Annotated in this window: 12 protein-coding genes; 7 read left to right on the top strand and 5 right to left on the bottom strand. The window is 58.0% G+C overall.

Annotated elements, in window-relative coordinates; genetic code table 11:
* Positions 1–132 precede the first annotated feature (132 nt).
* From FNJ47_RS22930 to FNJ47_RS22920, 3 genes are all read left to right on the top strand, one after another.
* Positions 133–747, top strand: a complete 615-nt coding sequence (locus FNJ47_RS22930; protein WP_163157152.1) for an FMN-dependent NADH-azoreductase — start codon at positions 133–135, stop codon at positions 745–747.
* A 348-nt stretch (positions 748–1,095) separates the two neighbouring features.
* Positions 1,096–1,959 (top strand): tryptophan 2,3-dioxygenase, encoded by an 864-nt coding sequence (locus tag FNJ47_RS22925; protein ID WP_163157150.1) that lies wholly within the window; start codon positions 1,096–1,098, stop codon positions 1,957–1,959.
* A gap of 261 nt (positions 1,960–2,220) precedes the next feature.
* Positions 2,221–2,454, top strand: coding sequence for a helix-turn-helix domain-containing protein (locus FNJ47_RS22920; protein ID WP_163157148.1), 234 nt, complete (start codon positions 2,221–2,223; stop codon positions 2,452–2,454).
* Positions 2,455–2,506: 52 nt separating this feature from the next.
* On the opposite strand, the gene FNJ47_RS22915 is transcribed toward FNJ47_RS22920, so the two are convergent.
* The 4 genes from FNJ47_RS22915 to FNJ47_RS22900 all read right to left on the bottom strand — a co-directional run bounded on the left by FNJ47_RS22915 (position 2,507) and on the right by FNJ47_RS22900 (position 7,291).
* A complete protein-coding gene (locus FNJ47_RS22915; protein ID WP_163157146.1) occupies positions 2,507–3,856 on the bottom strand; it encodes an amidase in 1,350 nt (449 codons plus the stop codon).
* Between the two features lie 6 nt (positions 3,857–3,862).
* Positions 3,863–5,020, bottom strand: coding sequence for an iron-containing alcohol dehydrogenase (locus FNJ47_RS22910; protein ID WP_206685341.1), 1,158 nt, complete (start codon positions 5,018–5,020; stop codon positions 3,863–3,865).
* Between the two features lie 13 nt (positions 5,021–5,033).
* Positions 5,034–6,200: a VOC family protein gene (locus FNJ47_RS22905; RefSeq protein WP_163157144.1), complete on the bottom strand. Its 1,167-nt coding sequence runs from the start codon at positions 6,198–6,200 to the stop codon at positions 5,034–5,036.
* A gap of 134 nt (positions 6,201–6,334) precedes the next feature.
* Complete coding sequence (locus FNJ47_RS22900; RefSeq protein ID WP_163157142.1) at positions 6,335–7,291, bottom strand: LysR substrate-binding domain-containing protein; 957 nt, start codon at positions 7,289–7,291, stop codon at positions 6,335–6,337.
* A 184-nt stretch (positions 7,292–7,475) separates the two neighbouring features.
* On the opposite strand from FNJ47_RS22900, the gene FNJ47_RS22895 reads away from it, so the two are divergent.
* On the top strand, positions 7,476–8,090 hold the full coding sequence (locus FNJ47_RS22895; RefSeq protein ID WP_163157140.1) for a glutathione S-transferase family protein: 615 nt from the start codon (positions 7,476–7,478) through the stop codon (positions 8,088–8,090).
* A gap of 30 nt (positions 8,091–8,120) precedes the next feature.
* Here FNJ47_RS22895 and FNJ47_RS22890 read toward each other — a convergent pair whose 3' ends face one another.
* The gene (locus FNJ47_RS22890) at positions 8,121–8,840 is read right to left on the bottom strand and encodes a nitroreductase (protein WP_163157138.1); all 720 of its coding nucleotides are present in this window, start codon (positions 8,838–8,840) and stop codon (positions 8,121–8,123) included.
* Between the two features lie 693 nt (positions 8,841–9,533).
* Between FNJ47_RS22890 and FNJ47_RS22885 the strand changes: the two genes are divergently transcribed.
* From FNJ47_RS22885 to FNJ47_RS22875, 3 genes are all read left to right on the top strand, one after another.
* Positions 9,534–10,655 carry an alkene reductase gene (locus FNJ47_RS22885; RefSeq protein ID WP_163157178.1) on the top strand — a complete coding sequence of 374 codons (1,122 nt, stop codon included), beginning with the start codon at positions 9,534–9,536 and terminating at the stop codon, positions 10,653–10,655.
* Positions 10,656–10,812: 157 nt separating this feature from the next.
* Positions 10,813–11,961, top strand: coding sequence for an HlyD family secretion protein (locus FNJ47_RS22880; protein ID WP_163157136.1), 1,149 nt, complete (start codon positions 10,813–10,815; stop codon positions 11,959–11,961).
* 364 nt (positions 11,962–12,325) lie between these two features.
* A partial coding sequence (locus tag FNJ47_RS22875; RefSeq protein ID WP_163157134.1) for an MFS transporter occupies positions 12,326–12,830 on the top strand: 505 nt, incomplete at its 3' end.

Genomic DNA, 12,830 nt, shown 5'->3' with positions numbered 1-12,830 from the left:
TCCTCGAACGATGCGTCCGACAACACGCGGCTTCCCGCCCCGCCCGGCGTGCATTTACGTCTGAAGTGGCGATCAGCTGCCGCACTAAACCTCGTTAGACGGCTGACTTCTCAACAGCCTTGGAGTTAAGAAATGACGTGTCTCTTGGTAATTGAAGCTAGTCCACGCTTTGAACACTCCGCTTCCCGCCTTTTGACTGCTCAGTTTGTGGAGAAATGGACCCGCCGGCACCCGAAGGCTTCAGTCATTAATCGCGACCTTGCGCGGTCAAACCTACAGTTTGTGGACCTTCCATGGATCGGTGCCGCCTTTACCCCGCCGGATCTACATTCACCAGAAGTCGCCGCGAACCTGGCAGTATCGAACAAGTTGATTGAAGAACTTAAGGCTGCGGACCACATCGTCATCGGAACGCCGATGTACAATTTCTCCATTCCGGCGATCCTTAAAGCGTACATCGACCAGGTCGTACGTGTCGGTGTTACGGTCTCAACCACCTATGAAGGCTTGTTGAAAGGTAAGCAAGCGACCGTGATTCTTACGACTGGTGGCGACTTTTCTCCGGGGGCGCCTTTCGCATCAGCCAACGTCGCCAGCTCGTATCTCAAGCAGATCCTCGGATTTATAGGCATCACCGATGTAAACATCGTTCTTGCCGTCAAGACTCTCGCCGTCGATCAAGGCGAGACAACCCTTGCTGACTTTGCCAAACGGCTCGATGCCGAATTAGCTGCGGCCGCGGCCTAGCTGGGCGAAAGCCTGGCCTTAGTCCCTGAGGTAGACACTCTTGAAGGATAGATCCGGCCGCCCGCGTCTGCACCCCGTGCAGCCTCGGGAGACGCTCAGGGCGACCGGATCGAAAGCGTGGGCCGCCGTTCAATACTTTAGACGGTGCGTTTAACCGCAGGCCTCTTTCCAACGAGTAGCAAACGCCCCGAACATGGATTTGAGAATTGGGCGCTCTCGACAATGAGGCGGGAACGCTCAATCGATGGATCGGCGCCTGCTCGTGACCCAATATCTGCTGGTATCGTCAGGTCCACAATTGCCTAGTGCCGTTCGATTCTGACTCTTGCAAAATGGAGCATCAACACGATGAACGTCCAGATCACCGAAAAGGATCGCTTTGAGCAAACACCGTATAGCATGTGGCTGCAGACGGACGTGCTGCACACGCTTCAAAGAACGGTAAGCGACCATCCTGGCGAGTATTCGTTTATTATCAACTGCCAAGTAATGGAACTCTACTGGGCGCTCATTGTTCGCGAACTTCAAACGGCTCAAAGCAGTCTTCGACAGAATGACCTAGCGAAGGCGCAGCAAGCCCTGCAGCGGGTGATCGACGCGCATGAACCGCTCAATGCCACGTGGCGGTCCCTGTCATGGCTAACCCCTGCTGACCTCCTTCCGATGCTGGGTGCGGCCGGAGCTACATTTGGTCGCGACACCGCCCTTCAAGGTTGGACATACAGGCACATGGTCTACCTGTTTGGGATAAAGCAGGTTGAGCATTTGGAGCACTTCAAGCCGCAGCCGCGCAGATGGCAGCAGCTGAACGAAGCACTTAACGCGCCAAGCGTTTACGACGACGTACTGGCGTTCCTGCACCGTGAAGCTCTTCCTATTCCTCCAGCGCAGTTCCAGCGCGACTTCGCTCAACCCTACAAGCCTAGCCCCGAGGTCGAACGTGCGTGGCAGATTGCCTATGACCAGCGGCCCGACCTCAAGAACTTAGGGGAGAAGCTCGCTGACATTGCCGAGGAGTTCACAGCTTGGAAGTATCGCCACCTGATGCTGACCCGACGCACGTTGGGCTCGCGGAACGCGTATTTCGGCGTGTCCGGAATTGAGTGGCTGACACCCACGCTCGAAGAGATTCCGTTTCCAGAACTATTTTCCGCCAGGACGTTCATCGGCGATCCTCCAGCCGGCTGCCCCGTCGGCAAGGCCAAGGATTGACCAGACCGCTTGAGTTGAGGGGAATAGCCATGTCCGCTGTTCCCTTCAAATTACTTGATCTTATCGAGCGCTACGCACCGCCGTTGAATGCCTGGTTTGGAATAGCCGAAGATCGATTCAGCAGCTCAAAGCAAGTCGCAGATGCGCCAGCCACCAGTAACCCTTCTAGGATGCGAGGCCGCCATTGTCGCAAGTGCTTCGCCAACGACCGGCATTGCTACCGCCCGCTTCGCTGACACAATGGATCGCAGGTACAAGTGAATGCTCATCTGGGCACGCCAAATCAAAGCTGCGCGTTGTCTTGTTGGATGGCAGCAGTTCGAGTTGGCAGTCGCCGCCGGAGTTGGCATCGCTACTATCCGCCGGATTGAGAGAATGACCGGCGCCATCAACGCTCAGTTTGAGACGGTCGAAAAGATCCGACGCGCGCTGGAAGGCGCCGGTGTTCAGTTTATTGGTGAGCCGTCGCCAGGCGTGTGTCTTCGACCCAAATGAACGACCATCGCTTCTTCTGACTAGGCCGTCGATCAGCGGTCAGATCACGCTATTAATGACCATATTTGAGCTCGAGAGCAAGTTTCTGAAACTGCACCACAGCATTGACCACCTCGTGATCCTCGCCGCCACGACCTACGATCTGCAGGCCTGCCGGCAAGGCATCCGCGCTACGTGGTAACGGAAGAGTTGCTGCGGGATATCCAACGAGATTGAACGGCGCTGTGTAGGTCATGAGTGCTTTTCGGATGTCGCCCCGCCACGCTCCGATCTGAACATCGTTGGCTCCTATCAAAGGGGCAGGACAAGGACACGTCGGCAGAATGAGAAGATCGACTTGCTCAAAGAGCAGCGCCATCTTCTTCGCAAATCTCTGCCTCGCCTCTTGAGCCCTGGCGAAATCGTCGATACTGAGCATACGGGCGCGCTCAAGCCTCGCGGCCGTTTCCCTGCCGTAGCTTTCAGAAATAAGTTGCGAGGAGTTGCGCGAAAAATGCGTCATACCTCCCTCCGCTAGCACCAGGCTAGCAAAGATCGAATAAGCCTCGTCAACGCGTACGTTGACCTCGACAACTCGATGGTTGCGCCGCAGCGCTTCAGTGAAAGTAGAAAGGTCTCTCGCAATATCCCGGTCTACTGGGACATCGCTTGGCACGGAAAGGATACCAATCGTTCCCTTCACTTTGGCGTCGCGTCCGCTGACGTGCAGTTGCGGTTTGATGCCTAATGCCCGAGCAAATATGGTGAGATCCTCAGCGTTTCCGCAAATCAGACCGACATGATCGAGCGTGGGAGCGAGCGGAAATACCCCCTCGGTTGGGAGAGCGCCGTACGTCGGCTTTAGCCCTATCACCCCACAAAGTGCGGCCGGAATTCGAACTGAGCCTCCGGTATCGGTACCGATGCTGGCTGGGACCACGCCGTAGGCGACCGCAACGGCCGACCCTCCGCTCGAACCGCCCGGAATACGCTTTGGGTCCTGTGGATGGCGCGTACTTCCGAACGTGTCACTTGATGTGGTGACACCCCAGGCAAATTCGTGGGTCGTCGTCTTGCCAATGATAACAGCACCGGCTTTCCGCAGATGTCGCACTACTCGCGCATCGGCCTTGGGGAGGTTACCGATGTAAGCGGCTGATCCATAACGGGTCTCTATGTCAGCGGTATCGATAACGTCCTTTACAGCGATTGGAATCCCCTCAAGCTCTCTCGCCGCGCCTTTCGCGTACCGCTGGTCACTTTCTGTTGCAGAACAGATCGCATCTTCGTCGATCGTGGCAAACGCATTCAATTCTGTTGCGCTGCGCCTCGCTTTTTCAAGAGCAGCCTGCACGAGTTGAGCCGAAGTTACCGTGCCAGCCTTCAGCCCAGCGAGCATCTCGACGATGGATGACGAAGTCATCCTCGTTCACCACACGCTTCTCAGCAGAGTATCGAGCTTCCGATCGGCGTCCTCTCCAAGATCTGCGACCTCTCTCTTGTAGTTCGTCCGCAGAAGATCGGCGATCTCTGGAAGCGCCGAGAGACCTATGTCAAATGATCGTAGTCGATTGGGTAGCCCAAGGCACGAAACGAGCCGCTCTATCCTCGCGGCCAGCGCTAGCCCCGGATTAGCTTCCCCTGGCGCGTTGAATAGCTGTAGCTTGCTGCCATATCGCGCTTCACAGCTCCGAATGACTGGCGCGAGGGTTATGCATGAAGTTACGCTATGCGGAAATCCAAACGTACCACCCAAAATGTGGCCAATCCGATGACTGAGACCGTAGACGACGGATGCCGGATAAAAATAGCATTGCCACGCCGCCAGTTGGAGTTGCAGCAAATCGTCCAGACGGATCGCTCCTCTTTGAACGGCTTCGTCAGTTTCCAGGTCGCTTGGCCAACGCTCCAGCACGTCGAAGAACTTGTTGGCGCCGGCCGCCGCCATGATTGCGTGGGGGTGATCGACGTCAACCTGGCGCATGCCTTCAATGGCGTGATCGAGCCCTTTGATGGCAGATGATAGGAGTAACGCGCGGGGCGTATGAACAAGGAGGCTCGGGTCCATCAGCACAATCTTCGGAACAGTCGCGCGCTCAGCGTAGCTTCGCTTGAACGGCCGCACGCCGGACGTCTCTGTGACGCCGAAATAGTGGGAGAATTCGGATCCGGAGAGGGTCGTCGGTAGAGCGACGATCGGAAGATGATGTCCATGGCGAAGCCAATGAAAGTGCGAAACAGCCTTAGCCGCATCCAATACTGAACCGCCGCCATAAGCGATTATCGACCGGGCGCCCGCACGGATGCATCGGTCGAGCGCTCTCTCGATTGCCGTATCGGGAGCATGGGGTGGGAAATCGGAGTGAACCCCGGAGACATCATGAAGTTGCGGAAGAATGACGCGAGTGGTCGAGAACAGCAGCGGCTCAACCGTAAAAATCATCGGCCGCTCGAGGCCCGCGTCGGCCAGATCCCCAAGGACAGCGTCGACGACACCAACCCCCCATCGCAAGGTATCCTGCGGCAAGCACCGCAGGATAGCCCCGTTACTTGCGTCTTCGGAGCGAAGCGAGCCCGACTTCGGCACGGCGCCAGCTCCTTTAATTCTGAGGAATCGGCACAGGTGCTGGACGCAGCGCGATGTTCCGCTCTATCTCAATGCGACGATCTTCCAAATCCGGCGCCAAGCACAGCTTGGTCCCGAGCTCCTCAACGGATTCATCGATCGTCAGTTGAGTTGGGGTCGAGAGTGCGCAGATGTGTCCATCAGGGTCTCGGAAGTAGAAGAGCTTACTGTAAAGACTGTCGTAAACATTCGAGACGTCTACTTCAGCACGCTTCAGACGCTCGTGCTCATGCGCAAGGGCCGCCTCATTCTCTACCTCCAACGAGAAGTGGTGCGACAGCCCAGTACCCAAACGCCCTGCGGAGTATCCCGGCAGCCCGAAGAAGGTCAGGACCGAGCCAGGCGAGAGGTCGTCGTCACAAGCATAGTAGTAGTGCGTGCCGCCCCGCTCATCCAGATAGTCGGTCTTCTTGATCAATCGAAGACCAACAGTCTCGACGAAGAACTTCTCTGTCCGCTCAGCGTTCGACGAGATCGACGTAATGTGATGGAAACCGCGCAGGGCAAAATCATCCGTAACGGATGGGGTTGGACGCGGCCAGGTCTCGGCAGCCATGAGCACCTCGTCGCGACCGCCGATCAGGTTTTCCTTTGGTTGGGGGCGGAATCCCGATCCCAGCACGGCTTCGTCGTGACCGAATCCAGGTTCAGTGGTCGCGATCTCGATAATCGCGCCATCGGGGTCACGGAAATAAATCGCGTGAAAGTAGTGGCGATTGTAGGGTCCTGTGACATGAACACCCAGATCGGTAAGTCTGCGCTTCCACTTCAAAAGGCCATTTCTTGTCGGCACGTGAAGAGCTAAATGATGGTTCGTACCAGCACCCCATCGCCCTTTCGGATCCCCAACCCGCGGCGACGTTACGCCCGCGGCGACCGCCTCTGCATCCATGAACCCAGCTTGCGGCATCATATAGAAAATCGGATTCCACTCGATGTAGCTGATGGTGTGACCACGCTTGCGCTCACCCTTGAAGGATTGAAACCCGAACGTAATGACTGGCAATCGCGGATCCAAATGATGGACCGTGCGCTTCACGACCGGCAGACCTAGAAACGTCGAATAGAAATGCTCAATTCGACTAAGATTTGCAGCGACGAACACCTGGTTATTGACGCCGCCGATAATCATGTTGTTCATCTTAATCCTCGTGCTCGCTTGCTGCCGCCGATACGGCGTTTCTACCCTTCACTAAGCATGGCAGCGTTACCGACAGACATGAAGATGCTCGCTAGCGGACTTAGCGTTCAATTTGTTGGACGGAGACGAAACGCTCAGGTCGACCGCTTGCCGCCAGCCTTTGAGGGAGCATCTTCCGCAGGTGCCGGCTCGAATGCAGTCACATGCGGTATCTCCAACGCCAGGAAATCGACTAGAGCCCTAACCGCGGGAAGAAGGCCGCGCTTGTACGGGATAAGCGCCGAGAGGCGGGCGTCGGCAGCGATCCAGCGTGGCAGTATCTGCTTCAGCTTTCCCGCCGCAATTTCGTCTCGGCAGATGTACCCTGGCAATGCGGCAATGCCCAAGTTGGCACACGCCGACTCCTTCAGAGCAACAAGGTTATTGCTCTGGAAACGAGGCGCTGTCTGCACGATGCATCTGCGGCCGTTCGGCCCAGTCAATACCAGATTTGAAGAACCCGTCTTTGCGATCGAGATCGTATCATGTTGCGCAATTTCCTCTGGGGTCGCAGGCGCGCCTCTGGCATCCAGATATCCAGGTCCGGCGAACAAGTACCATGGTGCACGTGCGATGGCCCGCTGGACCAAAGACGAATTCTGCAGCGGAGCGGTATGGCCGCGCAGTGCCACGTCGAAGCCATCAGCGATGATATCGACCAGGGCATCAGTGGTAATCTCAACAATCTGCACTTTCGGATACTTCTTAAGAAATATCGGTATGAGATCCTTCAATGCAAACTGGGCTATTTCGACAGCTGTCGTCATTCTGATGACGCCGCTCGGCTCGGTTGCCCTCTGGCGGACTGCCTCCTCCGCAACTTCCGCAGTCTGCAACAGCGTCTGTGCGTAGTGATAGAACTGCGTACCTACTTCGGTCATACCAAAACGGCGCGACGTTCTATTCAGCAAAGTCACGCCTAGCACCCCCTCGAGCTCTCTTATTCGATGGCTCAAGGTGGACTTCGGCAAACCCAACGATCTACTCGCAGAGGTGAAGCCCCCTCTGTCAACCACCTGGACAAAATAGAACACGTCCTTGAGATCAAGCATGGCGCAAAATGATTGATGTATACCTCAAGCCGACGAGCTAACAGTCCACACGCTTAGATCAGCACGTCGGCTTAGGCCACTATAAACACGAGCCAATCTCACCTCAACTGCCATGACTTCCCGCTTGTCTCGCGACAAAAGTAGCTCGTATTCTGCGTTGAACTGAACATCGTTGGAGAGAGCCATGCTTCGTCTTTACGATAGCCTGCTATCTGGAAACTGCTGGAAGGCTCGAATCCTGCTTTCTCAACTGAACCTCGAGTACGAAAGAATTACTCTGGACTTGGTTCGAGGCGATACCCAACAACCGGGTTTCGAAACGATCAGCCGGTTTGCAAGAGTCCCCGTCCTCGTGTTGGAAGACGGGCACCCCATCGTGGAGTCCGGCGCCATACTGATGCATTTGGCGGAAGGAACGCGCTTTCTCCCCGTCGACCTGTATGAGCGGACGGAGGTCCTCAGTTGGCTGTTTTTCGAGCAAGCTGATCTTCAAAAGGCCATCGCGTTCCCACGCGTTTACAATCTTCGCGGCCAAGCATCCCAGATGAAGGATGAGATCGCCTACCGGCAGAAGGACGGATACGGCGCCCTGCAAAAGCTTGAGAATTGGCTTGGCAATCGAAGCTGGCTGGTTGGCAATAGCTACACGATCGCCGATACCTCAGTTTTCGCCTACGTATCCCTAGCGGCAGAGGGCGGGTATCGGATGGATCGATATCCCGAAATTCTCAGATGGCTGGACAACGTACGATCCACCGAAGGCTGGGTACCACTTATCGAAAAGGAGACTACTTCATAGTAGTCCGTACCCAGTCTCCGGGGTGACGTTCTAGCCGTCAAGGAATGTTGCGAATGCCTCCGGCCCGAACTTGTCCAGCGTCATATTGTTCTCAGGCAAGCCATTATCAGCGTAGCCAATGCACATTCCGCACACGACCATGTCGCTTTCAGGAATACCGAGCTCTTCGCGCAGCACTAGGTACTGCAGAGACCAAATCTGTTGAGCAAGCGTATCAAGGCCGCGAGCCTGCGCCGCCAACATTACTGTCTGAAGAAAACCACCGTAGCAGATGAAGCTTGCCGGGACCAAGCGCCGATCCATCGTAAAAATCAGACCAACAGGAGCACCAAAGAACTTAAACTGTCTCGCCACATCGCGGCGGCGACCTTCCTTGTCGCTTCTCTCCACGCCCTGTGCGTCGCCAAGCTGGCCGCGAAACTTGGTGAACCACGACAGATATGGCTCGTGAAGTGGTTCCGGAAAGAACGGATACTCGGGCATCAGCTTATCATGGTTGTCATTGAAATTTTTCACCGCGGCTGCAACGACCCGTTCACGGGCCTTACCAGTCAATACGTAGCATTTCCACGGCTGGGTATTGCTCGAGCTAGGGGCGAACCTAGCTATCGAAAGGATCTCCTTGACCGTTTCGAGAGAAACGGCTTTGTCGGTGAAGCCGCGCTTTGCGCGTCGACCTCTGATAACCTCGTCGATGTAAGAGGAGCTCTTCCCATCGTTCTGCACGTGCCGCTGAAGTTCTAGTGTCATTCGCGTCCCCCGAATATTTGAACTATGACAGAATGGCCGTATAGCCATCTTCGGAGTACAACCGTCGTCTAGGGAAGTAGTCGATCTCAGGACTTACCGTTCGGCAAACTTGAACGATGTAGAAAGTGGCGGCTACGGAAATCTGTCAGCCGGCACCAGGCGCATGAGGATGAGAGGACGCGCTCCAGGCATACCAAGCTCAAGTCGTTTGGGCTTTGCTTTTCGCACAAATCTTGAGCGTCGACTGACTGCAAAGCAGGCACCTGCACGACGAACAGGAATGGAGGCAGCGTTTGAAGTCGCCGAGTGTCAGCACTTACCGCGCGATTGCCTTCAAAGAGTTCGAGCGACTTATTCTCGCGAAGCTCAACTCGCCCATCTCAAGTTTGAGTGGCAGCTTGATTTGGCCGACCAGGTCGGTGCTTCCCGGTTAGGGAATAGGCAATCCCCGCGATCAAAGCCGGATCGATTCCCAATAAACGGAAGCAACTCTCGAATCGAAAGGCGGATCTCCTCGTCATCGCCCATCGCTTTCGTCGCGGCGCTCAGCGGTTTAGCGGCGCGACCCGCGCGCGTGGGGCCGGCGCGCGGTTTTCAGCAATTTCTCTTCAGTCACGTCAATCGCTCTTGGGCAGTTACTCATCCGTTTCGCTAATTGATTGTTGCGTCCACGCCAACAAAGCGGAGAGGAACATGAGCAAGCTATTTGAACCGTTCGCCATGAGCGGGCGCAAGCTCGCCAACCGGATCGCGATGGCGCCGATGACCCGTTCGCGTAACCCAGACGGCGTGCCCAATGATCTCAATGTCGTATATTACAGTCAGCGCGCCGACGCCGGCCTGATCATCACCGAAGGCACGCCTATCTCCCCAACCTCCGAAGGCTACCTGTTCATCCCCGGGCTCTATATGCCGCAACAGGTGGCTGGGTGGCGCCAGGTGACAACTGCCGTTCATGCGAAGGGGGGTGCGATCTTCTCTCAGCTCTGGCATGTCGGCCGCGTCAGCCATGTGTCGAATCAGCCTGGCGGAATCGCGCCGGTCAGCTCCACGGACCAGGTCGCCAAGAATTCGCTAGCCTGGGGCCTGACGCAGAACGGGACGCCCGGCGCGGTCGACGTATCGTCGCCGCGGGCACTGACCACCGGCGAGGTCTATGGCGTGATTGCCGACTTTGCCGATGCTGCCGCCAATGCTGTCGAGGCGGGCTTCGACGGCATCGAGTTGCACGGGGCCAGTGGCTATCTGATCGAGCAGTTCCTCAATCCCACGGTCAATGACCGCACAGACGAGTTCGGTGGCGACACGCTAGAGGGACGCACGCGCTTCTTGCTGGCGACGATCGACGCAGTCATCGCGCGCATCGGTGCCGTGCGGAGTGCTATTCGGTTGTCGCCCTATAGCAGCCTGTTCGACATGGCCAAGTATCCGGAGATCGAGGAAACCTACCTCTACCTCGCTGACGAGCTTTCCAAGCGCAATCTTGCCTATGTCCATCTGATAAATCAGAGGTCGCAGGGCAGTTTCGCGTTCCCTCCCGATTTCCTCGCCAAGTTCCGCACTCATTACTGGGGTGTGCTGATCCTGGCCGGCGGCATGACCGGCCAGAGTGCCGAACAACTCATTGCGGATGACCTGATCGACATCGCAGCCTTCGGCGAGGCGTTCATCGCCAATCCCGACTTAGTCGAGCGCCTGAAGAACAACTGGCCGCTGACCACCGCCAACCGAGCGCACTTCTATGGCGGCGGCGCGGAAGGCTACACCGACCATCCGACCTATGACGGACGGAACGCAGCAACGGAATCTACGTAGCCGGCCCCAGCGGCCATATCGGCGGCTCGGTCGCCGGCCCCCGGGGAGCAAGGAGTATGAGGTTCGCGGGCTCATTTGCACGCCCGCCAAGACCGAGGCTGCCGCTTGTCCCTCGGAAGGATTTTCCATCATTCGAGCGCCGCACCAGGAGAAGAGCATGTCGACCGCCACTTATGCCCCTCAAGAACAGACAAAAATCGGCCTCCACCGGTCGCTGCAGACGGTCAAGCAGACAGCGTTCGGACTTGCCGCCCTGCTCGGCATCGCCGTGGCTGGCGACTTTGGCTACGACTACGTCACCACCGGCCGCTACCTCGAGTCGACCGACGACGCCTATGTGAAAGCGGACTCCACGATCATCGCGCCGAAAGTATCGGGCTACATCGCCCAGGTGCTGGTCACCGACAACCAGCCGGTGAAGGCCGGCCAGGTGCTAGCCCAAATCGACGACCGCGATTACCGCACCGCGCTCGGCCAGGCCAAGGCCGATGTGAACGCCGCCGAAGCCTCGGTGCGCAACCTCGACGCCCAGCTCGAATTGCAGCAGCCGATCATCGACCAGAGCACCGCCGACGTCACCGCCGCCGACGCCAATCTGAAATTCGCCCAGGAGGAGCAGACCCGCTACGACGGACTGATGAAGTCCGGCTCCGGCACCATTCAGCGCGCGCAGCAGACCGATGCGGCGCTGCGCGCCAACACCGCGCAATTGCAGCACGCGAAGTCGGCGCTGTCGGCGGCGCAGCGCAAGGTCGACGTGCTGACCACGCAGCGCGCCCAGGCCGCAGCGCAAGTCGATCGCGCCCGCGCGGTCGAGCAGCAGGCCGAGTTGAACCTGTCCTATGCCCGGATCACCGCGCCGGTCGACGGCACGGTCGGCGCCCGCACCTTGCGCGTCGGACAATATGTTCAAGCCGGCACCCAGCTGATGGCGGTGGTACCGCTGGACGCGGTCTATGTGGTCGCCAATTTCAAGGAGACGCAGCTGACCCATGTGCGCAACGGCCAGCCGGTCGAGCTCACCGTCGACAGCTTTCGCGGCACCACCCTGAAGGGCCATGTCGACAGCCTGTCGCCGGCCAGCGGCCTCGAATTCGCGCTGTTGCCGCCCGACAACGCCACCGGCAACTTCACCAAGATCGTGCAGCGCGTGCCGGTGAAGATCGTGCTCGACGATCACAGCCTGACCGGCCTGCTGCGGCCGGGCATGTCGGCGATCCCAACCGTCAACACCAAGGCAACCGTGTTGGCCGACCGTGAGGAGAAGCGGCGCATGGCGTCGGCTACGCGGGCAAACGGCGGGTAGTGCCTAGACGTTTTTATCGACTGCCTCGACGCGATCCCTCCTCGCTTCCCGCTTGCGGCGGGTCGAGACAAGCGAAGCTCGCTCTTAGGCCGCATTGCATCGCAGATGCGATGCGGGCAGGGACTCTCTCCACAAACATGACTCGCGGAGAGAGCCTCCACGCGCGGCAGAGGTGCCGTGCTCACCTCACCATCGCCCCACCCAATCAGACGAGCCACAGCGTCACGTCGCGAACGATGATTCAGCCACCGATGCCTCCGCAATGCGACTATCAATTGGCGAGGACAATCCTGCCAGTCGGTCCCGGATTATCGAAACTACCTTCTAGTGTACGTTCTGTGCGTGTAAGCGAGAGAACACTCCGATGACTGCTCTCCAGCCCATAGCCAATGCAACCAACGTCCCCGCCCCCGCAACATCGGCGACGCCTGCGATCCCGATCAGGACCTGGGTCGCGGTGATCGGCGCCACGCTCGGCGCTTTCATGGCGGTGCTCAACATCCAGATCGTCAACGCCTCGCTCGCCGACGTGCAGGGCGCGATCGGCGCCGGGATCGATGATGGCGGCTGGATCTCGACCTCCTATCTGATCGCCGAGATCGTGGTGATCCCGCTGTCCGGCTGGCTCGCCCAGGTGTTCTCGGTACGCATCTATCTGCTCACCAATGCAGTCCTGTTCCTGGTGTTCTCGGCGGCCTGCGCGCTGGCGCAGGACCTGCCGCAGATGATCGCGCTGCGCGCAGTGCAGGGCTTCACCGGCGGCGTGCTGATCCCGATGGCGTTCACGCTGATCATCACCCTGCTGCCAAAGGCAAAACAGCCGATCGGGCTGGCGCTATTCGCGCTGTCGGCGACGTTTGCGCCGGCGA

It is taken from the genome of Bradyrhizobium uaiense, from assembly GCF_010811875.1.
Classification (GTDB): Bacteria; Pseudomonadota; Alphaproteobacteria; order Rhizobiales; family Xanthobacteraceae; genus Bradyrhizobium; species Bradyrhizobium uaiense.
This window is presented reverse-complemented; position numbering and strand designations above follow the sequence as displayed.